23 protein-coding genes and 1 pseudogene are annotated in these 25,864 nt (G+C 71.5%); 7 read left to right on the forward strand and 17 right to left on the reverse strand.

The window, feature by feature from the left end; all coding sequences use genetic code 11:
- Nucleotides 1-9: 9 nt before the first annotated feature.
- The 5 genes from AB0F15_RS29635 to AB0F15_RS29655 form a co-directional block, all read right to left on the reverse strand.
- Nucleotides 10-576 carry a maleylpyruvate isomerase family mycothiol-dependent enzyme gene (locus tag AB0F15_RS29635; RefSeq protein WP_360277228.1) on the reverse strand — a complete coding sequence of 189 codons (567 nt, stop codon included), beginning with the start codon at nt 574-576 and terminating at the stop codon, nt 10-12.
- Nucleotide 577: 1 nt separating this feature from the next.
- Entirely contained in the window at nt 578-1,066 is a 489-nt protein-coding gene (locus AB0F15_RS29640) for an SRPBCC family protein (RefSeq protein ID WP_360277231.1), read from the reverse strand.
- Nucleotides 1,063-1,422 carry a metalloregulator ArsR/SmtB family transcription factor gene (locus AB0F15_RS29645; protein ID WP_360277234.1) on the reverse strand — a complete coding sequence of 120 codons (360 nt, stop codon included), beginning with the start codon at nt 1,420-1,422 and terminating at the stop codon, nt 1,063-1,065. The genes AB0F15_RS29640 and AB0F15_RS29645 overlap by 4 nt, the downstream gene beginning before the upstream one ends.
- Nucleotides 1,423-1,539: 117 nt before the next feature.
- Complete coding sequence (locus AB0F15_RS29650; RefSeq protein WP_360277237.1) at nt 1,540-2,949, reverse strand: cellulase family glycosylhydrolase; 1,410 nt, start codon at nt 2,947-2,949, stop codon at nt 1,540-1,542.
- A gap of 285 nt (nt 2,950-3,234) precedes the next feature.
- Complete coding sequence (locus AB0F15_RS29655) at nt 3,235-3,573, reverse strand: MerR family transcriptional regulator (protein WP_360277239.1); 339 nt, start codon at nt 3,571-3,573, stop codon at nt 3,235-3,237.
- Between the two features lie 840 nt (nt 3,574-4,413).
- On the opposite strand from AB0F15_RS29655, the gene AB0F15_RS29660 reads away from it, so the two are divergent.
- Entirely contained in the window at nt 4,414-7,113 is a 2,700-nt protein-coding gene (locus AB0F15_RS29660; RefSeq protein ID WP_360277242.1) for a SpoIIE family protein phosphatase, read from the forward strand.
- A gap of 63 nt (nt 7,114-7,176) precedes the next feature.
- Here the strand turns inward: AB0F15_RS29660 and AB0F15_RS29665 are convergent, their stop codons facing one another.
- The 3 genes from AB0F15_RS29665 to AB0F15_RS29675 all read right to left on the reverse strand — a co-directional run bounded on the left by AB0F15_RS29665 (nt 7,177) and on the right by AB0F15_RS29675 (nt 10,017).
- Entirely contained in the window at nt 7,177-7,545 is a 369-nt protein-coding gene (locus AB0F15_RS29665) for a hypothetical protein (RefSeq protein ID WP_360277245.1), read from the reverse strand.
- 133 nt (nt 7,546-7,678) lie between these two features.
- Nucleotides 7,679-9,373 carry an alpha/beta fold hydrolase gene (locus tag AB0F15_RS29670; protein ID WP_360277248.1) on the reverse strand — a complete coding sequence of 565 codons (1,695 nt, stop codon included), beginning with the start codon at nt 9,371-9,373 and terminating at the stop codon, nt 7,679-7,681.
- 125 nt (nt 9,374-9,498) lie between these two features.
- Nucleotides 9,499-10,017 (reverse strand): hypothetical protein, encoded by a 519-nt coding sequence (locus AB0F15_RS29675; protein ID WP_360277250.1) that lies wholly within the window; start codon nt 10,015-10,017, stop codon nt 9,499-9,501.
- Nucleotides 10,018-10,146: 129 nt separating this feature from the next.
- Here AB0F15_RS29675 and AB0F15_RS29680 point away from each other — a divergent pair, with 129 nt between their 5' ends.
- A complete protein-coding gene (locus AB0F15_RS29680) occupies nt 10,147-11,169 on the forward strand; it encodes an LLM class flavin-dependent oxidoreductase (RefSeq protein WP_360277252.1) in 1,023 nt (340 codons plus the stop codon).
- A 36-nt stretch (nt 11,170-11,205) separates the two neighbouring features.
- Here AB0F15_RS29680 and AB0F15_RS29685 read toward each other — a convergent pair whose 3' ends face one another.
- From AB0F15_RS29685 to AB0F15_RS29695, 3 genes are all read right to left on the reverse strand, one after another.
- Nucleotides 11,206-11,970, reverse strand: a complete 765-nt coding sequence (locus AB0F15_RS29685) for a polysaccharide lyase family 7 protein (protein ID WP_360277254.1) — start codon at nt 11,968-11,970, stop codon at nt 11,206-11,208.
- A gap of 153 nt (nt 11,971-12,123) precedes the next feature.
- Nucleotides 12,124-14,397 carry a catalase/peroxidase HPI gene (gene katG, locus AB0F15_RS29690; RefSeq protein WP_360277257.1) on the reverse strand — a complete coding sequence of 758 codons (2,274 nt, stop codon included), beginning with the start codon at nt 14,395-14,397 and terminating at the stop codon, nt 12,124-12,126.
- Nucleotides 14,394-14,846, reverse strand: coding sequence for a Fur family transcriptional regulator (locus AB0F15_RS29695; protein ID WP_360277259.1), 453 nt, complete (start codon nt 14,844-14,846; stop codon nt 14,394-14,396). Before AB0F15_RS29695 ends, katG begins: the two co-directional genes overlap by 4 nt.
- Before the next feature lie 117 nt (nt 14,847-14,963).
- Between AB0F15_RS29695 and AB0F15_RS29700 the strand changes: the two genes are divergently transcribed.
- The 4 genes from AB0F15_RS29700 to AB0F15_RS29715 all read left to right on the forward strand — a co-directional run bounded on the left by AB0F15_RS29700 (nt 14,964) and on the right by AB0F15_RS29715 (nt 19,522).
- Nucleotides 14,964-15,761, forward strand: coding sequence for a thymidylate synthase (locus tag AB0F15_RS29700; protein ID WP_360277262.1), 798 nt, complete (start codon nt 14,964-14,966; stop codon nt 15,759-15,761).
- Entirely contained in the window at nt 15,758-16,216 is a 459-nt protein-coding gene (locus tag AB0F15_RS29705) for a dihydrofolate reductase (RefSeq protein WP_360277265.1), read from the forward strand. Before AB0F15_RS29700 ends, AB0F15_RS29705 begins: the two co-directional genes overlap by 4 nt.
- 109 nt (nt 16,217-16,325) lie before the next feature.
- On the forward strand, nt 16,326-17,951 hold the full coding sequence (locus tag AB0F15_RS29710) for a GMC family oxidoreductase N-terminal domain-containing protein (protein WP_360277267.1): 1,626 nt from the start codon (nt 16,326-16,328) through the stop codon (nt 17,949-17,951).
- The gene (locus AB0F15_RS29715) at nt 17,948-19,522 is read left to right on the forward strand and encodes a succinic semialdehyde dehydrogenase (RefSeq protein WP_360277270.1); all 1,575 of its coding nucleotides are present in this window, start codon (nt 17,948-17,950) and stop codon (nt 19,520-19,522) included. The genes AB0F15_RS29710 and AB0F15_RS29715 overlap by 4 nt, the downstream gene beginning before the upstream one ends.
- A 3-nt stretch (nt 19,523-19,525) precedes the next feature.
- Here the strand turns inward: AB0F15_RS29715 and AB0F15_RS29720 are convergent, their stop codons facing one another.
- The 6 genes from AB0F15_RS29720 to AB0F15_RS29745 all read right to left on the reverse strand — a co-directional run bounded on the left by AB0F15_RS29720 (nt 19,526) and on the right by AB0F15_RS29745 (nt 24,948).
- Nucleotides 19,526-20,983, reverse strand: coding sequence for a phospholipase D family protein (locus tag AB0F15_RS29720; RefSeq protein ID WP_360277272.1), 1,458 nt, complete (start codon nt 20,981-20,983; stop codon nt 19,526-19,528).
- Between the two features lie 50 nt (nt 20,984-21,033).
- A complete protein-coding gene (locus AB0F15_RS29725) occupies nt 21,034-21,954 on the reverse strand; it encodes a PDR/VanB family oxidoreductase (protein ID WP_360277275.1) in 921 nt (306 codons plus the stop codon).
- Complete coding sequence (locus AB0F15_RS29730) at nt 21,951-22,112, reverse strand: hypothetical protein (RefSeq protein WP_360277278.1); 162 nt, start codon at nt 22,110-22,112, stop codon at nt 21,951-21,953. Before AB0F15_RS29730 ends, AB0F15_RS29725 begins: the two co-directional genes overlap by 4 nt.
- Nucleotides 22,109-23,149: an aromatic ring-hydroxylating dioxygenase subunit alpha gene (locus tag AB0F15_RS29735; RefSeq protein ID WP_360277281.1), complete on the reverse strand. Its 1,041-nt coding sequence runs from the start codon at nt 23,147-23,149 to the stop codon at nt 22,109-22,111. Before AB0F15_RS29735 ends, AB0F15_RS29730 begins: the two co-directional genes overlap by 4 nt.
- Before the next feature lie 70 nt (nt 23,150-23,219).
- Nucleotides 23,220-23,984 (reverse strand): IclR family transcriptional regulator, encoded by a 765-nt coding sequence (locus AB0F15_RS29740; protein WP_360277284.1) that lies wholly within the window; start codon nt 23,982-23,984, stop codon nt 23,220-23,222.
- Between the two features lie 22 nt (nt 23,985-24,006).
- Nucleotides 24,007-24,948: an acyl-ACP desaturase gene (locus tag AB0F15_RS29745; RefSeq protein WP_360277287.1), complete on the reverse strand. Its 942-nt coding sequence runs from the start codon at nt 24,946-24,948 to the stop codon at nt 24,007-24,009.
- Between the two features lie 144 nt (nt 24,949-25,092).
- Between AB0F15_RS29745 and AB0F15_RS29750 the strand changes: the two are divergent.
- Nucleotides 25,093-25,864 (forward strand): annotated as a pseudogene (locus AB0F15_RS29750) (ATPase); the annotation flags it as partial.

Genomic DNA, 25,864 nt, shown 5'->3' on the forward strand with positions numbered 1-25,864 from the left:
CGGCCGGGCTCAGGGCCGCCAGGCCGGGTCGCGGCCGAGGAAGCCCATCAGCCTGTCCTGCGCCGGAGCACCGTCGTCGACGGGCACCGCGGGACCGAACTGCCCGCTGTCGCGCAGCAGCTGCTCCATCGGCCGCATCCCGGCCAGCGCCTCGGCGCAACGCTGCTCGCCCAGGTCCGGCTCGCGGCCGAGCGCCTTGGCCAGGTCCCAGGAGTGCAGCCAGATGTCGCCCGTGTAGAACTGGTCGATCGCCTCGTCCACCGGCCGGTCCCCGGTGTGCGGGTTGCTGAGCACCCGCCCGGCGGGATCCTCGACGATCGCCTGGATGTCGGCGACGTGCTGCTTCCAGGCGGCGGCCGGGTCGGCGTCGACGGCCAGCGCCGGGAGTTCGATCCCGGCGCCCCGGAGAAAGCCGCGAGGCCACTCGACCAGGTGCTTCACGACGTCGAGCGCCGTCCACTCCGCGACCGGCGCCGGCCGCGCCCAGTCGCCGGCCGAGGCCGACTCGACCAGCTCGGTGAAGCGGGCGGCTTCGGCCGCGTGCTGGTGCGCGGGGCCCGTGGGTGCCGATGTCATGTCAGGACTCCTTCGCGAGCAGTTCGTCGAGCTTGGCGTACCCCTCGCGGAGCCCGGCGTCCATGCCGCTCGCCAGCATGCCGTCCCGGGTTTCGAAGTCCTGCACCACACTCAGTGCCTGCAGCCGGGTGCGGCCGTCTTCGGTCTCTTCGAGGGTCAGCGTTTCCAGGGCGACGCCGTCGGGCTCGCCGTCGTAGGTGAACGTCCACACGATCCGCTCGGGCGGCCGCACTTCGTGGAAGCTGCCGTGGAAAGCGGCGATCTCTTCGCCGCCCCGGTCGTTGGCGAAGGCCCACTCGCCGCCCGTGCGCGCGTCCCACCGGAGGATCCTCGTGGTGACCGAGTGCGGGCCGACCCACTGCGCGTAGAGCTCGGGGTCGACGTGGGCGCGGAACACCTGCTCGGGGGTGGCGTCGAACTCCCGGACGATCCGGATCGTCGGGACCTTCGCGTCGGCCTCGATCCCGGTCTCGTGTTTCGCCATGGTCATGATGCGTCCTCACGGGGTTGGGCTTCGTCGCCGGTCATGCGGCCGAGCAGGGCGTCGAGACGCCGGTAGCGCTCCTCGGCCTGCCGCCGGTACCGGTCGATCCACTTGGTCATCAGATCGAACACCTCCGCGTCCAGGTGGACCGGCCGGCGCTGGGCGTCCTTGCTGCGGGTCACCAGCCCGGCTTCCTCCAGCACCTTCACGTGCTTGGAAACCGCCTGGAGGCTCATGGCGTACGGCTCGGCCAGCTCGCCCACGGTCGCATCCGCGCCCGCCAGCCGCGCCACCAGATCGCGCCGCGTCGGGTCGGCCAGTGCCGCGAACGCCCGGTTCAGCCGCTCGGTGCTTTCGTCCACCTGTCTTCCTCAACTCTTCGGTTGACGCCAGACGCTAGGGTGTCGACGCAAGGTTGTCAACCTGGTGGTTGAGGAAGGGGGCGGGGTCCCGGGCCCCGGAACCCCCGCCCCCGGGGATCAGAAACTGTCGGGAGTGCTGATGCGGCTCCGGACCAGTGCGCCGGACGCGGTCAGCGTGCCGGTGCCGTAATCGCCGCCGGCGCAGGTGCCGGGCCGCAGGGCGGCGCTGCTTTCGTCGGCGTCGGAGTACGTCCAGTTCGCGTAGCTGATCTTCAGCTGGTCGAGCAGGTCCAGCCAGGCCGTGGTGCTCGCCTGGTCCAGCGCGCCACCGCCGGTGGCGGTCACCGTGCCGAACTCCGTCACGAACAGCGGCAGTTTCGTCGCCGCCCGGCTCACCGTGGAGCGGTAGTTGTCCTTGTGGCTGGCGGCGTAGAAGTGGAACGTGTACATGATGTTGGTGGCGTTGACGGGGTTGTTGACGATCTCCGTTTCGCTGGAGCCGTCGGAGACACCCAGGGAGGACCAGCCGCGGGTGCCGACGATCACGACGGCGTCCGGGTCGGCGGCGCGGATCACCGGGATGACCTGCTCGGCGTAGTTCTTGATGGCGCTCCAGCTGACGCCGTTGGGTTCGTTGGCGATTTCGTAGATGACGTTCTTCCTGGCCGCGTTGCGCGCGGCCACCGCCGCGAAGAAGGTCTTGGCGCGGTCGAGGTTGTAGTTCGGGTCGCCGGGGGTGAGGGTGTGGAAGTCGATCACCGCGTACATCCCGCGTTCCTCGGCCTCACCGACCAGGCCGTTGACCCGGTCGGTGAACCACGCCGGGTTGGTCTCGTAGCCCTTTTCCTGCACGTACATGGCGATGCGCAGCAGGTCGGCGTGCCAGTCCTTCGCGAGGGCGTCGAGGGACGCGTCGTTGTAGCACGAGTCGAACCACTGGAGGCCGTGCGTGCTCATGCCGCGCAGCTGGATCGCCCGGTTCGCCTCGTTGCACAGGTGGACGCCGCAGACGTGCAGCTGCCCGTTGGCCGCCAGCGGGGTGTCGCCGGGGGACGGTGTCGTGGGGGGAGTGCCGGTCGTGGTGGGGGTGCTGGTCGTCGTCGGCGCCGGGCCGGTGGACCCGGTGCAGGTGACGCCGTTGAGGCTGAAGGCGGCCGGTACCGGGTTGGCGCCGGTCGTGGTGCCGGTGAAGCCGAGGTCGGTCGACGCACCCGGAGCCAGTGCCCGGTTCCAGTCGGCGTTGGTGGCGGTCGCCGTCGCGCCGGACTGCGACCACGTGGCGTTCCAGCCCTGGGCCACTTTCTGGCCGGCGTCGGGGAAGGTGAACCGGAGTGACCAGCCGGACAGGGCGTCGCCGAGGTTCGTCACCTTGACCCCGGCCTGGAACCCGCCCTGCCACTGGTTGGTGACGCTGTAGTCGACCCGGCAGCCTTGAGCGGCGGCCGCGGCGTGGGGGACGACCAGGACGGCCGCGGAGCCGAGAACCGTCGCGCCGGCGGCCGCCAGCGCAGCGATGGAGCGCTTCATTGAACTCCCCTTGATCCGATGTTCGATGGGTTCGACAGGGCTGGGAGCGCTCCCAGAGATGAGAACATCCGGCTCGGGGCGACGTCAAGTGTGTGGGGGAGACGGGCACGGGACACCGCTCCGCTGCGCGGGTTCACCGGAGGCTGCGGGGCGAAGGCCGCGGACGAACTGCGGGCCGCCGCGCGGACCTGCTGCGACGTGGGCCGGTTGTGCCCCGGGCGCCGCAGGGGGCCGGGCATTTCGGCACGCGGCGACGAGGCCGCGTGCCGAACCTTGAGCGTGGCGTCAGCTGCCGGATTCGCTTTCGAGGGACCGGTTGTGGCGTTGTGCTTCGTGGAGCTGGTCTTCGAGGGTGATGATGCGGCAGGCGGCGTCGATGGGGGTGCCGTGGTCGACCAGTTCGCGGGCGCGGGCGGCGAGGCGGAGCTGGTGCCGGGTGTAGCGGCGGTGGCCGCCGTCGGAGCGTTGGGGGGTGATCAGGCCGGCTTCGTCGAGGCTGCGCAGGAAGCCTTGGGTGGTGCCGAGCATGTCCGCGGCCCGGCCCATGGTGTAGCCGGGGTAGTGCTCGTCGTCGAACTTGTCCGCTCCGGCCGGGGTGGCCGGTCTGTCTTGGTCAGGAATCATTCCACCTCCGCATCACAAGGGGCGCATCACAAGGACCCCGGGTGCCGTGTCCGGCACCCGGGGTCCTCAAGGGTTGGGTTTCACCATTGTCGACCGGCGCGACCGCCGGTGTCCTGCACCCACGTCCGGCTGTAAGCCGGGTGACGCGGGGATCGCTCATGCGTGACCGAGCACCACCTCCGAACTCGATGGGACTGCGGCACCCGCGCGGCGTTACCGAGCCGCTGCGGGCGATCCAATGATGTTCCCGATCCCTTCTTTCCTGTGTTTTCCACTTACCGGGTACTGCTGTTTCGCTTGCTGCGGACGTCACTGCCGGAACCCTTCCACTGATCGGTCCCAGCACGCTGACGCCGCTGGTCACTGCCCGGAGCCCCGTTCACTGACCGGCTCCGGCCACCTGACCGGTCCTGCACACTGCATTGCACTACTACTACACAAACTGCAGAACTACACAAACTGCTGATCACTTCGGCGTGGGTTCCGCGGGGCCGGTATTACTGGTTGATCGTCTTCACAACCCGGCCCCGGGCTCACTGCCACGGTCACCAGCCGGAACCTTGAAACCTTGATCGGCCCCGTACTGCCTGACCATCTTGTCTCACCTCGCGGGTAGTTACGTCCTCTCCCGCGCCTGCTAGACGTTGTCTTCTCGGTACGAGAGGAACTGTACCCACACCCGCCGCCGAATGTCTACTCCACGCGGCATAGATTTTCGTGGCGAGGCGCAACCTCCCTCGACCGGGTGATGGCTGCCGGTCGTCCGGCGGGCACCACCGGGCGTCCGGCTAAGGTGTGGCCAGCCGCGCGGCAGGCCGGTGTTCGTGGAAGCCGAGGAGCATGAGGCCGGAAGACTTGCGGGATCTCGTCGACGGTCTGCCGGTCGTCGTGTGGGAGGCCGATGCCCGCAGCGGCGAGTTCACCTTCGTGTCCGGCGCTTCCCGCGCGTTGCTGGGGCATCCGCCCGCTTCGTGGCTGGCCGATCCGGCGTTCGCGCTCTCGGTGGTCCACCCGGAGGATCGCGACCACTACACGCGGGCACGGCGGGAAGGCCTCGCGCGGGGCGGCTACGAGCTCACCTACCGGGCGGTGACCGGTGACGGCCGGGTCGTGTGGCTGCACGAACTGGCGCAGGCGCGGCCCGGGGGCGCGACGATCCACGGCGTGCTGCTGGACGCCTCCGGCCGGCGGTCCGAAGCCGAACGGCAACGCTTCCTCGCCGGGTTCGAGCGGGGGTTGCAGGAGCTGGACGACGCCGAAGACGTCATGGCGTACGCGGCCCGCAGCCTCGGCGAATACCTCGGTGCGGATCGCTGCGCCTACGCCGAGGCCGAAGAGGACCAGGACCACTTCCTGATGAGCGGGGACCACGCCACCGGACTGCCCCCGCTGCCCGGCCGCTTCGCCATGTCGGCGTTCGGGAACGGGTGCATGGGGGCGATGCGGGCCGGCCGGTCGTGGGTGGTCGCCGACAGCTTCCACGACGACCGTCTCGAACCGGCGGACCTGGACGCCTACCGCGTCACGGGGATCCGCGCCGTCATCTGCGTGCCGCTGCTGCGCGGCGGCCGGTTCGTCGCGGCGATGGCCGTGCACCAGGCCACCGTCCGGCACTGGGCGGACGCGGAGATCGACCTGGTCGAGCTGATCGTGGGCCGGTGCTGGGAATCCATCCAGCGCACGCACGCGGGCCGTGCGCTGCGCGACAGCGAACAACGGCTCCGGCTGCTGGTGGAACGCGCCACCGACGCGATCTGGGTGCTCGACCGCGACCTGCGGTTCGCCGAGATCAACTCCGCGGCGTGCGAACTCCTCGGCTACGCGCGCGACGAGCTGATCGGCACGCCGATCACCGCCCTGCTCGACGACGCCGGGAGCGACCGGTGGCAGCAGCTGATCGCCCGGCCGGGCCCCGCGCGGGAGACCAGCCAAGTCGACCACCTGCGCCGGGCCGACGGCACGGAAATGGCTCTGGAACTGAGCATCCAGGCGACCCCCTCGGGCGTGCAGGCGATCGGCCGTGACGTCACCGAACGCCGCCGCCGGGAAGCCGAGCGGGAGCTCCTGCTCCAGCGGGAGCACGAGATCGCCGAGACGCTCCAGCGCAGCCTGCTGCCGCGCGAGCTCCCGGCGCTGCCCCGGATCGCCGCCGCGGCCCGCTACCAGCCGGCGGCCGTCCACGCCCAGACGGGCGGCGACTGGTACGAGCTGGTCTCCGTGGGACCGACCAGGATCGCCCTGTCCGTCGGGGACGTGGTGGGCAAGGGACCGCAGGCCGCGGCGGTGATGGGCCAGCTGCGCAGCGCACTGGCCGGCAGCCTGCTCGACGGGCACGGCCCGGCCGCCGCCCTCGATCGCCTCGACGCCTTCGCGGCCCGCACGGCCGGGGCGGCCGGCACCACCTGCGCCTGCCTCACCCTCGACTGGGAAACCGGCGAACTGCGCTGGGCCGTGGCCGGCCACCCGCCGCCCGTGGTCGTCGAGGACGGCCGCGGGCGGCTGCTGCCCGGCCACGGCGCCGTGCTCGGCGGGCCGGACCGGACGCGCTACCGCGAAGACACCGCGACGCTGCTGCCCGGCGCCTCGGTGCTCCTGTACACCGACGGCCTGGTCGAGCGGCGGGACGAACCGATCGACGACGGGCTGCGGCGGTTGTGCGAAGCCGCGGCCCGCGCGCACGCCTCGGCGCCGGAGCAGCTGGTCACCGCGCTCGCCGCGGCCCTGCTCGACAGCGGGCAGGAAGACGACGTCGCGGTGCTGGCGATCCGGCTGATGCCGCCACCGCTGCGGCGCCGCGCGACCGCCGAAACCGCTGTGCTGCGGTGCTTGCGCGACGACGTCCTGCGCTGGTCGGCGCTCGCCGGCCTCCCCGAGGAACTGCACCAGGACCTGACCCTGGCGCTCGGGGAAGCCGTGGCCAACTCCGTCGAGCACGCCTTTCCGGAGGCGCCGGGCGAAGTCGCGTACACGGTGACCCGGACGGCGGACGGGCGGCTCGAGGCGGTCGTCCGCGACGACGGGAGGTGGCGTCCGGAGCCGGCCGACAACAGCCACCGGGGGCGGGGCATCGGCATCATCAAGGCGCTGTCGGAAGAGTTCGGCATCGACCACGGCGACCACGGCACCGCCGTCCGGTTCCGCCTCGCCCCGGACCCGCTCACCACCGCGGAAAGCCGGCCCGTGGCGCCCGAAATCGTGGTCCCGGCGACCGTGTCGGTCGACGAAACCGGGCCGGGGCTCCTGGTGCTGAAACTGACCGGCGACCTCGACCTGGGCACGATCGGCGAGGTCCGGCCGGCCGTCCTCGCCCACGTCGAGGCGACGGCGTCCCGGGGCGTGGTGGTCGACCTGACGGAACTGCGGTACCTGAGCAGCTGCGGCGTCGCGCTGCTGCTCGACGTCGCGGGAGCGACACGGCGCCGGGGGCTGGACTTCACCACCCGCGCGAACGCGGCTTCCGCACCGCTGCGCATCCTCGAGCTCGCGGGTCTGGCCGGGGAGCCGTCAGGGCCGTTCGCGGTCGAAACGGTGACCACTTAGCAGTAGGTGAGGCCGAGGTGCCGCCGGCCGGGCACCTCGGCGTCCGGGAAACCGTCTCACGAGCTACGCCTTCGGTGGCCGTCCTCGGCCGCGAAGCTCGACGCCGGCCTCGAGCAGCATGCGTTTCGTGACGTCCCGGCCGAGCCCGAACGCTTTCCCCGTGTCCGCGATCGACCGGCCGCTGTAGTAGGTCTCGACCAATCCCGGTGGCGCCGGCGGCGTCTTCGGCCGTGGCGCCCGGAACTCGACGCCCTGGTTCTGCAGGACGCCGCGCAGCGTCCGGTAGCTGCCGTCGAAGTCCGCCAGCAGGGCGCTCAACGTGGCGCCGGCCTGGTACCGGCGTTTCAGTTCCGCAGCCTCGTCGGGTGGTACGTCGGCGGGGAGCCGGTGTGCCCGCCGGTTCCGCCGGTGTTCGCCCCCGGCCTCGTTCACGAGATCATCGCCGCTCCGAACAGCTGATCCGGTATCGCCGAGGCGTGCCGAGCCGGCGCTGTCGTCCCGGGCGATCCGAGGTGTTCCTCCAGGCAAAACGATGGGCGCGGAGGCGTACACCGCCGGACGTGTTCTACCGGCCTCGGTTGACCTCACTGATGGTGGCCTGAAGCCGTTGCCGCGTGGCCGAAAAGGCGTCACGCGGGGCGGGCGCCGCCGTCGTGGCGGGTTCGCCCGCCGGGCCCGGCACCGGGAACACCTGGCGCTCCCCGGGCAGGGGCACACCGGGGCAGATGGTGGCCGCCGGTCGTGCGCTGCCGAGGTAGAAGCCGTTCACCAGATCGTCCACACAGGAATTTCCGCTGACGGCGTACTGGCCGTGGAAGGGCGAATCCGCCACCGAGATCATCGGGATCCCGGCCGCCCGCGCCGCCGCCTCCGCCTGCTCGTACCCGGTCTGCGGATCGAACTCCCCCTGGACGACCAGGATGTTCTTCGCGGCGCGCGCCGGGACGTTCGGCAGCTCGTGCCGCGGCAGGTCGGACCAGTAGCCGCACGCCTCGCCGAGGCCGTACGCCCAGCCGAACAGCGGGTAGGCCGGCCCCTGCAGGTCGCTGAGCAGCTTGTACCAGGTCGCCGTGCGGGCCGGCTGGTCGCCGCACGCCACGGCCAGCCGGGTGCCGGGCACGTCGGCGTAGTCGGGCTCCGGCGGGTTCGCCACCACGTCGGCGGCGGTCAGCTCGGCCGCCCGGCGGCCGAAGACGGCACGCGAGACCCGGTCGAGGTCGTCCGTCAGCGCGGCGGGCGGCGGGGCGGCGGCCGTGCCGGCCATCGCGGCCGCGCCCTTGGTGAGGACGAGGGCGCCGGTCAGCCACTGCCGCGTGCTGCCGTTGCCGACGAAGACCTGGTCGAAGACGTCGGGTGGCACGCCGCGGCTCTTGAAGTAGCTCCGCAGCCGCTCCCACGTGGCCCGGACGTCCGCGGCGGTCTTGCCGAGCTGGGCCGGGAACCGGCGGGCCAGCCACGGCGCGTAGACGCGGTCGAACTGGCGCTGGTCGATCTTCGGGAACGCTTCGAACGCGGCCTGGAGGCGGCCTTCGAAGTTCACGCTGGAGTCGAGGACCATCTTCCCGGCGCGCTCGGGGAACAGGGACGCGTACTTCGCGCCGAGCCAGGTGCCGTAGGAGAAGCCGAGGTAGTTCAGCTTCTCGTCGGCCAGCAGCGTGCGGATCAGGTCCATGTCGTGCGCGGTCTGCCAGGTGGTGATGAAGGGCGCGAGCGCGTCGCTCTGGCACGCCTCGGCCACGACGCGCGGCGTCCGCTGGTGCACCGCGATGCTGACGGTCGAACGGTCACGGGCGTCGAGGTCGTCGTCCTGCGGCAGCCGCCCCAGCGGCACCCGGCACACGTACCCCGGGTCTTCGCTGCCTTCCTGGCCGGTGCCGCGGGGGTCCATGCCCACGAAGTCGTAGTGCTCGTTCACCGACGGTTCGAGGCCGGCCAGCGCGCCGGCGAGCGAAGTGCCCTGGCCGCCGGGCCCGCCGGGGTTCACCAGGATCGCGCCCTCCCGGGTGCCGGTGGCCGCGACGCGGCTGATCGCCACCTGCAGGTCGGTGCCGGCGGCCGGGGCCGCCCAGTCCCGCGGGACGGTGATCCGCGCGCACTGCGCGGGCTGGGGCCGGCTCCGCTGCTTGAAGGGGCAGGGGCCCCAGGCGACCTGCTGGCTCCGGTACGGCGCGAGCGGGTCGGGGGTGGTCGCGGCGGCCGGTGCCGTGGCCGCCACCAGGATCGAGACGGCCACCGCCAGCCCTGCTCGGGACGTTCGCACCGCAGTTTTTCCTTCCTCGCGCACCGACCGTGAAGATCCAATCACGGCCGGTGGGAGGGTGGCAGCACGAAAACCCCGGATCGCCACGCTGATTCCTTCGATCCGGTGAACGGCGGATCGCCCGTTCAGGTGCGGTACGGGCCGTGGTTCCCGAGATCGGGGCTCACCCGCAGGTGCGGGCCGTCCTGGCCGGGCACCGGGGTGACGGCGGAGTGCCACGCCGGATCCGCGGGGGCCGGTTCGACGATCACCTCGGTGGCCGGCCGGACGTGGGTCTCGGCGACCGGCCGTTCGCTCTCCCGGTCCTGGAAGTGGTTCTCAACGATCCGGTCCTGACGGCGGCGCGCGAGCACGGCCAGCGTGAGCACGTGGGCCACGGCCATCAGCAGGAGGAAGATGCCGAGCCTGCCGACCAGGGCGGCCGTCGACCCCGACCACTGCGGGCCGACGACCGAGAGCAGGGCGAGGACGCCGAAGGAGACCAGGTGGAAGACGGTCACCACCATCCACGCCATCGAGCCGGTCCCGTCACCGCCGTCCGGCCCGGCGAGGTAGCGCCGGCCGCCGCGGTAGAGGACCTGGCCGTCGGCCACCACGAACACCAGGCCGATGATCAGGAATCCGGTGAGGTCGTTGTCGGGCATGCGTCTCCTCCTCGTTTCCGGCGGAGTACCCGGCGCGGCCGCTCGCGGGCCCGGGTTCACCGGAACGTGGGACCGGTAGGCCGCCTCACACCGGGGAATCATTCCCGGCCCCCGGACGTCTGACGTCGTGTGAAGAAGATTGGCTTCCTCTCGTTCGGCCACTGGTCGGCGAGCGCGCACTCCGAGACCCGGTCGGCCGCCGACTTCCTGCACCAGTCGATCGACCTGGCGGTGGCCGCCGAGGAGCTCGGCGTGGACGGCGCCTACTTCCGCGTGCACCACTTCGCGCGGCAGGCGGGCAGCCCGTTCCCGCTGCTGTCCGCGATCGGCGCGCGGACCTCGAAGATCGAGATCGGCACCGGCGTGATCGACATGCGCTACGAGAACCCGCTGTACATGGTCGAGAACGCGGGGGCGGCCGACCTCATCGCCGGCGGCCGGCTCCAGCTCGGCATCAGCCGGGGATCCCCCGAGCAGGTGATCGAGGGCTGGCGCTACTTCGGGTACGCCCCCGGCGAGGGGGAGACGGACGCCGACATGGCCCGGCAGCACACCGAGGTGTTCCTCAAGCTGCTCGACGGCGAAGGCTTCGCGCAGCCGAACCCGCGGCCGATGTTCGCCAACCCGCCGGGGCTGCTGCGCCTCGAGCCGCACTCCGAGGGCCTGCGCGAGCGCATCTGGTGGGGCTCCGGCTCGAACGCGACGAGCGTGTGGGCGGCGAAGCTGGGCATGAACCTGCAGAGCTCCACGCTCAAGGACGACGAGACGGGCGAGCCGCTGCACGTCCAGCAGCGCAAGCAGATCGAGGCCTACCGCGAGGCGTGGACGGAAGCCGGCCACGAGCGCGAGCCGCGGGTTTCGGTCAGCCGGAGCATCTTCGCGCTGACCGACGACCAGGACCGCGCGTACTTCGGCCGCGACCGCCACTCGCGCGACCAGGTCGGCATGATCGACGAGAACACCCGGGCGATCTTCGGGCGCTCGTACGCCGCCGAGCCCGACGAGCTGGTGCGGGAGCTGAAGGAGGACGAGGCCGTCCAGGCCGCGGACACCCTGCTGCTCACCATCCCGAACCAGCTCGGCGTCGACTACAACGTCCACGTGCTGGAGAGCATCCTCACCCACGTGGCCCCGGAGCTCGGCTGGCGCTGAGGGGAACGGCCCGGTGGCGGCCGGGCCGGTCTCCGTTCAGCTGTGGGACACGGTGAGGCCGTAGAAGGCGACCCGCGCGCCCTTCGTCGTGCTGCTCGAAGAGGACTGGTTGTAGGAGCCGGCCTTGAAGTACTGCCTGTACGGTTTGAACGACGACGGGATGCCGTAGTGCGTGGTGCTGCCGTTGACCGTGAGGTCGATGGTGTTGCCGCCGGAAATCCCGATCGTGTAGGTCCACGTCTTGCCGACCGAGACGTGGCCGACGGTGTGCGTGGTCTGGCCGCCATCGGGGGAGTTCTCGGTGCCCAGCACGATGTCGCCGCTCGCCCGGTAGTACAGCTCCAGCAGCGGTTTCGTCGACGAGCCGCCGGTGCCGAGGTGCACCTGGCCGACGCACACGTTCGACGTCACCGAGACCACGCGCAGGGTCGCGCTCAGCTTGTGCGACCCGCTCAGCGACCAGTTCGCCGCGGAGCCGTCGCGGTTCATCTCGCGCAGCTCCGAGCGCGCGTAGTTCGAATTCGGCGTCGTGACGCCCTTCTCCGGCGCCCAGAAGGTCATCGCGCCGTCGCGGGTGTCGGTGTAGAAGTAGCTGTCCTGGAAGCCGTTCGGCCCCTGCAGCCGGGACGACGAGATGGTCGTCGGGCTGCCCGGCGAGCCGACCGGCTCCTGCAGCTGCCAGATCGAGAGGTCGAAGTTGCCGCCCGGCGCCACGGCCGGATCCGCCGCCAGTGCGGGGGCCGCGGTGGCCGCGGCCAGGGCCGGGATGGCCAGGAGGACGAGCAAGGCGCGCACACGCATCGTTGGGTGTCCTTTCACCTACGTGAATAAATGGTCTGGACAACCCGGCGGCGTGGAACTCACGGTAGGTCGGCGATCACCCGATGTCAAGATCGCCGCACACGCAACGGGCCCGGCCGATCGCGAGGATCGGCCGGGCCCGTTGCGTGTCGATCAGGCGAGGTCGAAGCGGTCGAGCTCCATGACCTTCGTCCAGGCCGCGACGAAGTCGCCGACGAACTTCTCGCGGGCGTCGTCGCTGGCGTAGACCTCCGAGAGGGCGCGCAGCTGCGAGTTCGAACCGAAGACGAGGTCGACCGCGGTGGCGGTCCACTTCAGCTCGTCGGTCGCCGCGTCGCGGATCTCGTAGACGTTCTCCTCGGACTCCGACGCCTTCCACCGGGTGCCCGGCGCGAGCAGGTTGGCGAAGAAGTCGTTGGTGAGCACGCCCGCCTTGTCGGTGAGGACACCGTGCGCGGCACCGCCGTGGTTGGCGCCGAGCGAGCGCAGGCCACCGACGAGGACGGTCATCTCGGGGGCGGACAGGCCGAGCATGTAGGCCCGCTCGACGAGCAGCACCTCCGGCTGGAGCTTCTCGCCGGCCCGCAGGTAGTTGCGGAACCCGTCGGCGCGCGGCTCCATCACCTTGAAGGCGTCGACGTCGGTCTGCTCCTGCGAGGCGTCGGTGCGGCCCGGGTGGAACGGCACGGTCGTCTCGACGCCGGCGTCGCGCGCCGCCTTCTCGACGGCGGCCGAGCCGGCCAGCACGATCAGGTCGGCGAGCGAGATCTTCGCGCCACCGGCCTCGTTGAACTCGCGCTGGATGCCCTCGAGGGTCTCCAGGACCTTGCCGAGCTGCTCGGGCTGGTTGACCGCCCAGGTGCGCTGCGGCTCCAGGCGGATCCGGGCGCCGTTCGCGCCACCGCGCTTGTCGGTGGAGCGGAAGCTCGCGGCCGACGCCCACGCGGTGCCGACGAGCTGCGCGGTGGTCAGGCCGGACTCCAGCACCTTCGCCTTCAGCGCGGCGATGTCGGCGTCGCCCACGAGGTCGCCCTCGACGGCGGGCACCGGGTCCTGCCACAGCTGCGGCTCGGCGACCCACGGGCCCAGGAAGCGGTCGACCGGACCCATGTCACGGTGCAGCAGCTTGTACCAGGCCTTGGCGAAGGCCAGCGCGAACTCGTCCGGGTTCTCCAGGAACCGGCGTGAAATCGGGCCGTAGACCGGGTCGAAGCGCAGCGACAGGTCCGTCGTCAGCATCGTCGGCTTGTGCTTCTTGTTCGGGTCGTACGGGTCCGGGATGATCTCCGGGGCGTCCTTGGCGACGTACTGCTTGGCGCCGCCGGGGCTCGTGGTGAGCTCCCACTCGAAGCCGAACAGGATCTCGAAGAAGCGGTTGCTCCACTGCGTCGGCTTGTCGGTCCACGTCACCTCGAGGCCACTGGTGATCGCGTCCGGGCCCTTGCCGCTGCCGTGGGTGCTCAGCCAGCCGAGGCCCTGCGCCTCCAGGTTCGCGCCCTCGGGCTCCGGGCCGACGTGGTCGTCGGCGATGCCGGCGCCGTGGGTCTTGCCGAAGGTGTGGCCGCCGGCGATGAGGGCGACGGTCTCCTCGTCGTTCATCGCCATCCGGCCGAAGGTCTCGCGGATGAAGTGCGCCGCCGCCTCGAAGTCCGCGCTGCCGCGGGGGCCCTCGGGGTTGACGTAGATGAGGCCCATCTCGGTCGCGCCGACCTCGGGGGCCATCTCCGAATCGCTGACGTAGCGCTCGTCGCCCAGCCAGTCGTCCTCCGGGCCCCAGATGATCTCCTCGGGCTCCCAGACGTCTTCGCGGCCGAAGCCGAAGCCGAAGGTCTTGAAGCCCATCGACTCCAGGGCGACGTTGCCGGCGAGCACCAGCAGGTCGGCCCACGAGATCTTCTGGCCGTACTTCTGCTTGACCGGCCAGAGCAGACGGCGCGCCTTGTCGAGGTTGGCGTTGTCGGGCCAGCTGTTGAGCGGGGCGAAGCGCTGGTTGCCGTCCCCGGCGCCACCGCGGCCGTCGTGGATGCGGTAGGTGCCCGCGGCGTGCCAGCTCAGGCGGATCATCAGGCCGCCGTAGTGCCCGAAGTCGGCGGGCCACCAGTCCTGCGAGGTGGTGAGCACCTCGGTGATGTCGCGCTTGAGGGCGTCGACGTCGAGCTTCGCGAACTCCTTGGCGTAGCTGAAGTCTTCGCCGAGCGGGTTGCCCTTGGGGGAGTGGGCGTGCAGCACCGACAGGTCGAGCTGGTTGGGCCACCAGTCCTTGTTCGTGCGCGGACGGCCGCCCGTCTTCGGCTCGGGCGAGTCGATCGCCGGGTTTTCGCTCTCGCTGCCGTGCGAGGTCACCGAGTCGTGTGCGACCGGGCAACCGGCCGCCGCCTTCTTGTCCACGCCCTGCGCGCTGGACGGGTTGTCCTGGGTGGAGCTCATTTACTTCCTTCCGGGAGCGGCGAATCATTTCGGGGGCGTCCGGCCGCGCACTCGGGGCAGGTGCCCCAGTAGACGACCTCCGCCTGGTCGATCACGTAACCGTGGTCGTCCGAGGCGGTGAGACAGGGGGTGTGGCCGACGGCGCAGTCGACGTCGGCTATCGCCCCGCACGAACGGCACACGACGTGGTGGTGGTTGTCACCCACCCGTGACTCGTAGCGGGCGTTCGCGCCGGCCGGCTGGATGCGCCGGACCAGCCCGGTGTCGGTGAGCGCCCGCAACACGTCGTAGATCGTCTGGTGCGAGACCGTCGGGTGCTCGGCCCGCACCAGGTCGATCACCGTCTCGGTGTCGACGTGGGGATGGTCGCGCAGCGCGGCGAGCACGGCCACCCGGGGCCGGGTGACCCGCAGCGAGACCGCCCGCAGCTGTGCTTCGAAGTCCGACATCACCGGTGACCCTAGGGCGTTTTCTGGAATGGGTCAAGTTATGGCCCGGGTGCGTCCCCTTGTGTGCGTCCCCAGCCGGGGTTCACGCTGAGTCAGCGGCATGGCTAGGCTCGCGGCATGCCGGACACGCAGTACGAAGACCTGCTTCGCCACGTTCTCGACACGGGCGCCCGCAAGGGCGACCGTACCGGCACCGGCACGCGGTCGATCTTCGGGCACCAGCTGCGCTACCGCCTCTCCGAGGGCTTTCCCCTGATCACGACGAAGAAGGTGCACTTCCGCTCGATCGCCTACGAACTGCTGTGGTTCCTGCGCGGCGACGCGAACGTCTCGTGGCTGCGGGAGCACGGCGTCACGATCTGGGACGAGTGGGCGGACGGCGACGGTGATCTGGGCCCCGTCTACGGCGTGCAGTGGCGGTCGTGGCCGACCCCGGACGGCGGCCACGTCGACCAGATCGCCGAGGTGCTGCGCACGCTGCGTGAGAACCCGGATTCCCGCCGGATCATCGTGTCCGCGTGGAACGTCGCCGACATCCCGCGGATGGCGCTGCCGCCGTGCCACGCGTTCTTCCAGTTCTACGTCGCCGGCGGCGAGCTGTCCTGCCAGCTGTACCAGCGCAGCGCGGACCTGTTCCTCGGCGTGCCGTTCAACATCGCCAGCTACGCGCTGCTGACGCACATGATCGCCGAACAGGTGGGCCTCGGCGTCGGTGACTTCGTCTGGACCGGCGGCGACTGCCACATCTACGACAACCACGTCGAGCAGGTGCGGACGCAGCTGGCGCGGGACGCGCGGCCGTTCCCCACGCTGAACCTGAAGCCGGCGGAGAGCCTGTTCGGCTACACCTACGAGCACTTCTCGCTCGACGGCTACGACCCGCACCCGGGCATCAAGGCGCCGGTGGCGGTGTGATCGGGCTGGTCTGGGCGCAGTCGGCGAACGGCGTCATCGGCCGTGACGGCGCATTGCCGTGGCACCTGCCCGAAGACCTCCGCCACTTCCGGACGCTGACCGCCGGGGCGGCCGTGCTGATGGGCCGCCGCACCTGGGAGTCGCTGGCGCCGCGGTTCCGGCCGCTGCCGGGCCGGCGCAACCTCGTGCTCTCGGGCACTCCGCAGGAGGGGGCCGAGACGTTCGCCGACCTGCCTTCGGCGCTGGCCGCGGTGCCCGGGGACGTCTGGGTGATCGGCGGCGCGGCGGTGTACCGGGCGGCCCTGCCGTTCGCGGACCGGATCGTCGTGACCGAGCTGCGGGAGTCCTTCGCGGGGGACACGCACGCGCCGGAGGTCGGCCGCGCTCCGGAGTCGGCCGGGGAGTGGCAGGAGTCGTCGACGGGGCTGCACTACCGCTTCCTGACCTGGGGCTGAAGCCCGCTCCGCCGGTCCGGCCGTTGCGTTCGCGGGGGTCGGGGCGATACGGTTGGCTCGAACTAGAACACGTTATAGTTTGCGTGGCCGGCCTGACCGAGGAGCGGAAATGGCGAAGCGGGCGCCGCGGGCGGACGAAGCCGACTACGTCGTGGTGGGGTCGGGGAGCTCGGGAGCGGCGATCGCCGGCCGGCTGGCCCAGGCCGGGGCCAGCGTGATCGTCCTGGAAGCCGGGAAGAGCGACCAGCAGCTGCTGGTCAAGAAACCCGGGCTGGTCGGCCCGATGCACGCGGTGCCGCAGCTCAAAAAGCCGCTCGACTGGGGCTACTACGGCGTGCCGCAGAAACACGTTCTCGATCGCCGGATGCCGGTGCCGCGCGGCCGGGTCGTCGGCGGCTCCAGCTCCATCAACGGCATGGTCTACGTCCGCGGCAACCGCGCCAACTTCGACTCGTGGGCCGCCGAGGGCAACACCGGCTGGGACGCCGACAGCGTCAACACCGCCTACAAGCGGATGGAAGACTTCGAAGACGGCGAGAACGCGTTCCGCGGCGCGGGCGGGCCGATCCGGGTCACCCGCGCGAAGAACCCCCAAGAGGGCTCGCTGCAGTTCGTCGACGCCACCGCCGACGCGCTCGGCTGCAAGATCCTCGACGACTACAACGCCGAGTCCCAAGAAGGCGTCAGCCGGATGCAGCAGAACGCCGCCGACGGCCTGCGCTACAGCGCTTCGCGCGGCTACCTCCACCTCGCGCCTCCGTCGCTGCAGCTGCAGTCCGGGGTGCTGGTCGAGAAGGTGCTCTTCGAGAACGGCCGCGCCGTCGGCGTCGAGGTGCTCGACGGCCGCCGCCGGCGCACCGTCCGCGCCGGCAAGGAGGTCATCCTGTCCGCCGGCGTCATCGGCTCCGCGCAGCTGCTCATGCTGTCCGGCATCGGCCACGCCGAACACCTCAGGGAAAACGGCATCGACGTCGTCGCCGACCTGCCCGTCGGGGACAACCTGCACGACCACATGTTCCACGCACTGACGTTCCGCGTGTCGACCAGCAAGCACAAGGGCACGGCGCCGTACTTCGCCCGCGGACTGGCCAGGGAGCTGCTCCGGCCCGGCACCACGTTCCTGGCGAACTCGGTCTTCGAGGCGGTCGCGTTCCTGCGCACCTCCCAGGCCGGCGCGATCCCCGACCTGCAGCTGCACCTCCTGCCCTGGGCGTACGTTTCGCCCAACCAGGACGCGCCGATCCGGCACGCCGTCGACAAGCGCGGCGCGCTGACCGTGCTGACGACGCTGATCTACCCGAAGAGCCGCGGCACGCTGCGGCTCGCCTCGGCCGACCCAGCGGCGCCGCCGCTCATCGACTTCCAGTACCTGTCCGACCCGGCCGACCTCGAGCTGCTCGGCGAGGGCTCGGAGATGGTCCGCGAGATCTTCGCGTCCCAGGCGTTCAAGGGCGCGGTCAAGGAGGAGATCCACCCGGGCAAGGACCTGCGCGGCCAGGAGCTGCGCGACGCGATCCTCAACCGGGCGACGTCGGTCTACCACGGCGTCGGCACCTGCCGGATGGGCGTCGACGAACTCGCGGTCGTCGGCCCCGACCTGCGGGTGCGCGGCGTCGACGGACTGCGGGTCTGCGATGCCTCGATCATGCCGTCGATCACCGGTGGCAACACCAACGCGCCCTGCATCATGATCGGGGAAATGGGCGCCCAGCTCGTTCTCGGGAGCCGGTCATGACCCTCACACCGCTCGGACTCACCCGCCCCGCGTCGGTCACCGACGCGTTCCTCCAGCAGCTCGTTGCCCGCGTGCCGGGTTCGTCCGGGGCGACCTGGAAGCTCACCGAGGTCTACACCGGCGACCTGCTCGTCGAGCTGCCGCAGTCGACGACCGACGACATCGAGCGCGCGTTCGCCGTCGCGCGCGAGGCCCAGCGGAAGTGGGCGGCCACGCCGCTCAAGGAGCGGCTGGCGGTGTTCAAGCGGGCGCACGCGCTGTTCCTCGAGCACGCGCGGGCCGTCGCCGACCTCATCCAGGTCGAAAGCGGCAAGAACCGGCGGATGGCGATCGAGGAGACCTGCGACCCGCCGATGGTGATGAGCCACTACCTGAAGCGGGCGGCGCGGTTGCTGGCGCCGGCCCGGCGCGGCGGCCCGGTGCCCCTGCTGACGACGTCGACCGAGATCCGGCAGCCCAAGGGCGTCGTCGGCATCATCGCGCCGTGGAACTTCCCGTTCGCCACCGGTGTTTCCGACGCGATCCCGGCGCTGATGGCCGGCAACGCGGTCGTGCTGAAACCCGACAACAAGACCGCGCTCTCCCCGCTCTACGGCGTCCGGCTCCTGGAGGAAGCGGGCCTGCCGGAAGGGCTGTTCCAGGTGGCGTGCGGCGAGGGTCCCGACGTCGGCCCCACGCTGATCGACCACGCCGACTACGTGATGTTCACCGGTTCGACGGCCACCGGCCGGGTGATCGGCGAGCGAGCGGGCCGCAACCTCATCGGCTGCTGTCTCGAGCTCGGCGGCAAGAACCCGATGCTCGTGCTGGCGGACGCCGATTTTTCGGAGGCCGTACCGGGCGCGATCTTCGGCGCGTTCGGCAACACCGGCCAGATCTGCATGCACATCGAGCGGATCTACCTGCCGGAGTCCCGCTACGAGGAGTTCAAGACGGCGTTCGTGGCGGCGGCCTCGGCCCTCGACGTCCGCGCGGCGTACGACTTCGGCCCGGACATGGGTTCCCTGGTGTCGGTGGACCACATGCGCCGGGTGAAGTCCCATGTGGACGACGCGGTGGCGAAGGGCGCCACGGTCCTCTGCGGCGGCAGGTCCCGCCCGGACCTCGGCCCGGCGTTCTTCGAGCCGACGATCCTCGAGGGCGTCACCACGGACATGCTCTGCGGCGTCACGGAAACGTTCGGCCCGGTGGTGGCCCTGCACAAGTACCGCACGGTCGACGAAGCGGTGGCGCTGGCGAACGACACCGACTACGGGTTGAACGCCTCGGTGTGGAGTGCGGACGTCACGGCCGCCCGGGCACTGGCGGCCCGGATCGAGTCGGGCAACGTCAACGTGAACGACGTCCTCGCGACCGCGTACGCGGCGAAGGGGACACCGTCGGGTGGGGTGAAGAACTCCGGCGTCGGGGCGCGGCACGGTGATCAGGGGCTGCTCAAGTACACGGACGTGAAGAACCTGGCGGTGTTGAAGAAGCAGGTCATGGGACCGCGGCCGGGGCAGGGCTACGAGAAGTACGTCGAGAGCATGCTTTCCGGGCTGAAGCTGATGCGGAAGCTGCGGATCCGGTAGCGCTCAGCCGTCCACGAGCAGTCCCCGCAACGGCCCCTGCAGCCGGGCCGCGCGGCGCGAGGCGCCCGGCAGCAGCACCAGCCGGTGGGTCCGCTGCTCACCCCGGCGTTCCCGCTCGGCCTGCTCCTCGGCCAGCGGCCGCCACAGGTGGTCCACGATGTCCGCCGGCTCCCGCTCCGCCAGCTCCGCCACCGGACGTCCGAGGTGCTCGGCCCACAACCGCAGCCGGGTGGCCCGGACCACCTCCGGGTCGTCGGTCGCGATGTTCACCTCGGTGTCGTTGAACAACGAATGCTCGTTCAGGTTCGCCGAGCCCACCGTGAGCCACGAGTCGTCCACGATGCCGAGCTTCGCGTGGACGTACACCGGGGCCGCCGAATCGCCGTCGTGGGCGCTGATCGTCGTGGCCAGCAGGCGGTGGTGGCCGTCGTCGGCGTCGAGCAGCCGGCCCAGCTGGCCGCGGGTGGTGTCCGAGCCGTTGCTCGGCTTGCGCGGCAGCAGCAGGACCACGCGGAACGCCTCGTCCGGCGGGTTCCGCAGCTTGTCGAGCAGCACCTCGGCGATCTCCGGCGACCACAGGAACTGGTTCTCCAGGTAGATCAGCCGCTGCGCCGAGCGCAGCGCGCGCAGGTAGCCGTCGAGGACGGTGAACTCGCCCTTCGGCAGGAAGTCGTAGGTGTCGTTCGGGACCGTCCGCAGCAGCTGGACGCGGCTGTCGCCGACCGGGTCGGGCACCGCGGGCGCCGGCAGGTCCTCGCCCGCCACCTCGGTCCACCGCCGGCGGAAGTGGTCGGCGACATCGGCGACGATCGGGCCCTCCAGCCGGGACATCAGGTCGTGCCACCCGATCGTGCGCGGCGGGTGGTCCGGGCTGTCGTGCCGGTCGCCTTCCAGCGCGGTGAGATCCACCCCGCCGACGAACGCGACGGCGTCGTCGACGATCACCAGCTTCTCGTGGTGGCAGTGCAGGGTCCGTTCGCGGGCGTCCAGCACGCAGCGCACATCGGTGCCCTCGGTGAACTTCCGCCGTTCGGACCGCGCCAGCTTCCGCGACGGCTGGAACGCGGGAAAGGGCGGCCCCGCCCACAGCAGCACCCGCACCTCGACGCCCCGCGCGGCGGTCTCGGCCAGCAGTTCACGCAGGGTGGGTGAGCCGGGCTCCCGCGTCAGCCGGAAGTCGGCGCTGGCGTGCCAGTTGGCGATGTGCACGTACGACTTCGCCTTCCGGATGGCCTCGGCAACGGCGGGCAGCGACTCTTCGCCGTCGATCAGCACCTCGACGCGGTTGCCGTCGCGAACCGGACCCCGGCCGCCGAGCGGGTCGCCGGCCCCGCCGCGTTCGAGAACGGCACCCCAGCCGAGCCCGCGCAGCCGCCGCCGGTGGTGAGCACACAGGACGCTCTCGAGCCCGTCGCCCACCCGCTCGTCCACCTTGTCCAGGAAAGACTGAAACGTCGTCACCCGCCAATACCACTACAGATCGGCCCGGCCCGCCGCGCAGTGACGCTGCGTCAGAGGTCGAGTACCAGCCGCGGGGTGCACGCGCGCGACACGCAGAGCATCATGACCTCGCTCTCCAGCCGCTCGTCCGCGGTCAGCACGGAGTCGCGGTGGTCCGGCGTCCCGCCGAGGACGCCGGTTTCGCAGGTGCCGCACGTTCCCTCCCGGCACGACGACAGCACCGTGACCCCGGCTTCCTCGACCACCTCCAGGATCGAGCGGTCCGCGGGCACCGGCAGCACCCGGCCCGACGCGGCCAGCTCGACTTCGAACGCGGTGCGTGCGCCGTCGTCCGGTTTCGGTGTGAAGCGCTCGACGTGCAGGTCGGCGGGGGCGAACGACTCCACCGCCGCCAGCAGCGGTTCCGGGCCGCAGCAGTACACCGCCGTCCCCGGTCGCGGATCGGCCAGCAACCCGGGCAGGTCGAGCAGCCCGTGTTCGTCCTGGGGCCACAGCGTCACGCGGTCGCCGTGGCGGGCCAGCTCCTCCGTGAAGGCCATCGACGCGCGCGTCCGGCCGCCGTAGACCAGCTGCCAGTCGCGGCCCGCCCGGGCGACCCGGTCGAGCATCGGCAGGATCGGGGTGATGCCGATGCCGCCGGCGATGAACAGGTAGCGCTCGGCGTCCACCAGCGCGAAGTGGTTGCGGGGGCCGTCCACCCGGACGCGGTGCCCGGCGAGCAGCGCGTCGTGGACGTGGGCCGAGCCGCCGCGGCCGTCGGTCTCCCGCAGCACCGCCACCCGGTACGCCGACGTGTCCCCGGGATCGCCGCACAGCGAGTACTGCCGCACGACACCGCCGGGCAGCAGGAGGTCGACGTGCGCGCCCGGCTCCCACGGCGGCAGCGGCTCTCCGCCGGGCGCGCGGAGCGTGAGCCGGACGACGCCGTCGGCCACCTTTTCCTTGCGGTCCACCAGGAGTTCGAGGGTCATCGGTGTCCTTCGGGGTGGGCGAGCAGCCAGTCCCACAGCTGCACGGGGTCGTCGAACTCGCGCTCGGCGCCGCAGTGGCAGACCGCGCGCAGCCGGTCGGTGCCGAGCACCCAGTGGATCCGGTTGACGCGGTCCCCGGCGAGCATCGGCCGGGTCACGACGTCACCTGCGCCGCCAGCCGCTGCAGCATCCGACGCGCGGCGAGACCGCCGGTGTCGATGTTGACCGACAGCTCCTGGTACCCCGCCGGTTCGGCGGCGATCACCCGCTCGAGGACGTCGAGCGCTTCGACGTCCTGCAGGACGACCGTGCGGTTGTTCTCGGCGAGGAAGGCCGAGACGCCTTCGTCGTCGAGCGCGAAGTCCCGGGCGACCGCCCAGAAGTCGTGCGTCGAGTGCTCGGTCTCGGGGGTGATCGCGTAGACGACCTCGACGTGGAAGGCGGCCGGGTCGCTGCCGTCCGGGTCGGGCACGGAGCCGACCGGCGCGATGCGGCTGTGCAGCTTGTACAGGCACGGCGGCGTGTACTCGATGTCCTGCCAGCGGGTGATGCGGCCCTCCAGGCCGGTCGACTTGGCGTAGAAGGGCGGGCACGCCGCGTCGGCCATGTGCCGCGAGACGTAGACGATGCCGGCGTCCTCGTCGACCTCGGTCGTGATCGGCGTTTCGGCGACCTCCGGGGTGCCGATGTAGCCGCCGTGCAGGTAGGTCTCGTGGGACAGGTCCAGCAGGTTGTCGACCAGCAGCGAGTACCGCGCCTTGAGCGGTTCCATCCCGCGGACCGTGGTGTAGTCCGGCGAGGCGAGCCAGGGCGCCCGGGGGATCGCCGCCGCGTCGGCCTTCGCCGGGTCGCCGATGAACACCCAGACGAAGGAGTCCTGCTCCACCAGCGGGTAGCGCGTCAGCCGCGCGGTCCGCGGCACCCGGCTCTGCCCGGGCACGGCGACGCACTTGCCGTCCACGCCGTAGGTGAACCCGTGGTAGCCGCACACGACCTGGTCGTCGACGAGCCGCGAAGGGGCCTGCGACAACGGGAACCGCCGGTGCACGCAGCGGTCGGCCATCGCGGTCACGCTCCCGTCGCGGGTCCGCCAGAACAGGATCGGCTCGCCGCAGATCGTGCGGCCGAACAGCTCCTGGCCGATTTCGGAGCCGTAGGCGGCGACGTACCACTGGTCGCGGGGAATGGCGCTCATCGGGGACGTCCTTTCGTGGTGGGCCGGGTCACAGCCTGTGGGAACGGCCCCGGCGCCACGAAGGGCTATTTCATAAGATGGAAAGCGCCCGCGAGATGGCCCGCGCACTGGTCATGACCAGCGGGGCCAGTGCGTGCGGCGAGACGCTCCCGTACCGCACGACCAGCGACACCGCCGCGACCACCCGGCCCCGCGCGTCCTGGATCGGCGCCCCGACCGAGAGGCTGTCGAGGGTCACCTGGCGCTCGCTGATCGAGAACCCGTGGGTGCGCACGTCGGCCAGCAGGTGCCGCACCCGGTCCGGGTCGGTCACGGTTTCGCTCGTGTACCGCTCGATCGGGCGACCGAGGACGTCCTCTTGCACCTCGGCGGGGGCGTGGGCGAGCAGGACGAGCCCGACGCCCGTCGCGGTCAGCGCGAACCGCCCGCCGACGCGGGTCAGCACGGGCACCGCCCCGGATCCGGCGATCCGCTCGATGTACACCACTTCGGTGCCTTCGCGGACGGCGAGCTGGACGTTCTCCCGCGTGATCTGCGAGAGGTCCTCGAGGAACGGCAGAGCGCGTTCACGCAGGCCGAGGCCCCGCGGCGCGAGTGAGCCCAGCTCCCACAGCCGCAGCCCGACGCGGTAGACGCCGTTCTCGTCCCGCTCGAGCGCGCCCCACTCGCAGAACTCCCGCAGCAGCCGGTGCGCGGTCGCGGCGGGCAGCCCGGTCCGCCGCGCGACCTCGCTCAGCCGCAGCGCCGGCCGGTCCGGCGAAAACGCCTCGAGCACCCGCAGCGCGCGGCCCAGCACCGGTCCGGTGGCACCGGGAACGCGACCTCGGTGCGGCACGGCGACCTCCGGCGGGCAGGGCTCAGACGTCCACTATGCCCCGCGCCGCCCGGCGCGCGGCGGTGGCGTCACGGCGTTCCTCGAACCGGGACGCCTGGGTGTCGAGCCCCTTGATGAACGTGGCGAGTTCCTCCCGCGCGGCTTCGCCGACCGCGCCGAGGCCGGTCAGGTCGAAGACCTTCCAGTACCGCAGCAGCGGCTGGACGACGTCGTCGTGGTGGATGCGCAGGTCGTAGATGCCGGCCTTGGCCATCAGCGCCGCCTTGCGCTGGAAGCTCGGGATGACCGCGCCCGGCATCGCGAAGTTCAGGACCTCGTCGGCGATCGCGCGCACCATCGCGTCGGGCGAGATCTCCAGCGCCGCCTTGACGAGGTTGCGGTAGAAGACCATGTGCAGGTTCTCGTCCGTGGACACCCGGGCCAGCAGCCGCTCGGCCAGCGGGTCCTGGGTGTAGCGGCCGGTGTTGCGGTGCGAAAGCCGGGTGGCCAGCTCCTGGAACGAGACGTACGCGCAGACGTTGAGCAGCGGCTTGTCACCGGTGTCGTAGCCCGCCTGCATGGTCTCCATCCGCATCCGCTCCAGCTCGACCGGGTCGACGGCGCGGGTGACCAGCAGGTAGTCGCGGATGCAGATGCCGTGGCGGCCCTCTTCGGCCGTCCACCGGTGCACCCAGGTGCCCCAGGCTCCGTCGCGGCCGAACGCGCGCTCGATCTCGCGGTGGTAGCTGGGGAGGTTGTCCTCGGTGAGCAGGTTGACCTCGAGCGCCGTCCGCGCGATGGGGGTCACGCGGGACTGCTCCGGATCCCACGCCTCACCGCCCAGCTCGGCGAAGTCGCGCCCCTGGCTCCACGGGACGTACTCGTGCGGCATCCACTCCTGGGCGGCGGCGAGGTGCCGGTTGAGGTTCTCTTCGACCGTGCCTTCCAGCTCGTGCAGCAGGCGGGTCGTTTCGGGGACCGGCATGGGTGTCCTTTCTTACCTACGCGACCGTAACTTACGGTACCGTAGGATAACGGCAACGAACGCGGGTGCCCAGTGGTTCCCGGAGTGACGTACGCCCGGCGTGTCGGGCAACACGTCGCGACGGCCGTGTCAGACTGCCCGGCGATGGTCACCCCAGCCGATCTCGCCGACCTGCTCGACTGCGAGCACCGCAGCATCCTCACCCAGGCGCTGGCCGCGGGCCTGCCGGGCGCACCGCGGCCCGGTCCCGGCGAGCCGGAGAGCCGGCGACGGCGGGCCACGGCGGCGGCGATGCTCGCCCGGTTCCGCGGTGCGGGACGCGAGGTCGCCGAGATCGACGTCCAGGATCGCGCTCTCGCCGCGCAAGCGACGGAGGAGGCGTTGCGGTCCGGTGTGCCGGTGATCCACCGGGCCGTCTTCCTCGACGGCGAGTTCTCGGCGCAGGCGGACTTCCTGGTCCAGGACGCCGAAGGCCGTTACGAGGTGTACGACGCGACGCCGGTTCGGCAAGCGACGCCCGCCGCGGTCGTCCGGCTGACGGCGTGCGCCGACGCGGTCGGCCGGGCCGGCTGGCCGGCCGGGCCGCACCTGCACCTCCGGCTGAGCGACGGCGGCACCCGGACGCTGCGCGTCGAGGACTTCCGGCCGCTGGTGGACCGCCTGCGCGCCCGGCTGCTCGGGCGGCCGCCGCGGCTGCCGGTCCCGCTGTGGGCCGACGAACGCCCGGCCTGTGCCGGCTGCGGGTTCGACCGGCACTGCGCGGCGGGCCGGGAAGCCGACCGGGACCTCTCGCTCGTGGCCGGGCTGCGCGGCGACCAGCGCCGCATCTCCGGCGTCCGCGGGGAAGCGCCGCCGCCGACGCTGAAGGTGGCTCTCAACACCCTCGGCGGGTTCCGCAACGAGACGACGTTCGTCC

It is taken from the genome of Amycolatopsis sp. NPDC026612, from assembly GCF_040638285.1.
GTDB lineage: Bacteria > Actinomycetota > Actinomycetes > Mycobacteriales > Pseudonocardiaceae > Amycolatopsis.

Bases quoted from the DNA above. Each gene is read 5' to 3' on its own strand.
- AB0F15_RS29745 (WP_360277287.1), bottom strand. From the start codon at position 24,948: ATGCCGGTCCCCGAAACGACCCGCCTGCTGCACGAGCTGGAAGGCACG.
- AB0F15_RS29650 (WP_360277237.1), bottom strand. From the start codon at position 2,949: ATGAAGCGCTCCATCGCTGCGCTGGCGGCCGCCGGCGCGACGGTTCTC.
- AB0F15_RS29635 (WP_360277228.1), bottom strand. From the start codon at position 576: ATGACATCGGCACCCACGGGCCCCGCGCACCAGCACGCGGCCGAAGCC.
- AB0F15_RS29695 (WP_360277259.1), bottom strand. From the start codon at position 14,846: ATGTCGGACTTCGAAGCACAGCTGCGGGCGGTCTCGCTGCGGGTCACC.
- AB0F15_RS29700 (WP_360277262.1), top strand. From the start codon at position 14,964: ATGCCGGACACGCAGTACGAAGACCTGCTTCGCCACGTTCTCGACACG.
- AB0F15_RS29655 (WP_360277239.1), bottom strand. From the start codon at position 3,573: ATGATTCCTGACCAAGACAGACCGGCCACCCCGGCCGGAGCGGACAAG.
- AB0F15_RS29710 (WP_360277267.1), top strand. From the start codon at position 16,326: ATGGCGAAGCGGGCGCCGCGGGCGGACGAAGCCGACTACGTCGTGGTG.
- katG (WP_360277257.1), bottom strand. From the start codon at position 14,397: ATGAGCTCCACCCAGGACAACCCGTCCAGCGCGCAGGGCGTGGACAAG.
- AB0F15_RS29735 (WP_360277281.1), bottom strand. From the start codon at position 23,149: ATGAGCGCCATTCCCCGCGACCAGTGGTACGTCGCCGCCTACGGCTCC.
- AB0F15_RS29715 (WP_360277270.1), top strand. From the start codon at position 17,948: ATGACCCTCACACCGCTCGGACTCACCCGCCCCGCGTCGGTCACCGAC.
- AB0F15_RS29640 (WP_360277231.1), bottom strand. From the start codon at position 1,066: ATGACCATGGCGAAACACGAGACCGGGATCGAGGCCGACGCGAAGGTC.
- AB0F15_RS29660 (WP_360277242.1), top strand. From the start codon at position 4,414: ATGAGGCCGGAAGACTTGCGGGATCTCGTCGACGGTCTGCCGGTCGTC.
- AB0F15_RS29725 (WP_360277275.1), bottom strand. From the start codon at position 21,954: ATGACCCTCGAACTCCTGGTGGACCGCAAGGAAAAGGTGGCCGACGGC.
- AB0F15_RS29685 (WP_360277254.1), bottom strand. From the start codon at position 11,970: ATGCGTGTGCGCGCCTTGCTCGTCCTCCTGGCCATCCCGGCCCTGGCC.
- AB0F15_RS29675 (WP_360277250.1), bottom strand. From the start codon at position 10,017: ATGCCCGACAACGACCTCACCGGATTCCTGATCATCGGCCTGGTGTTC.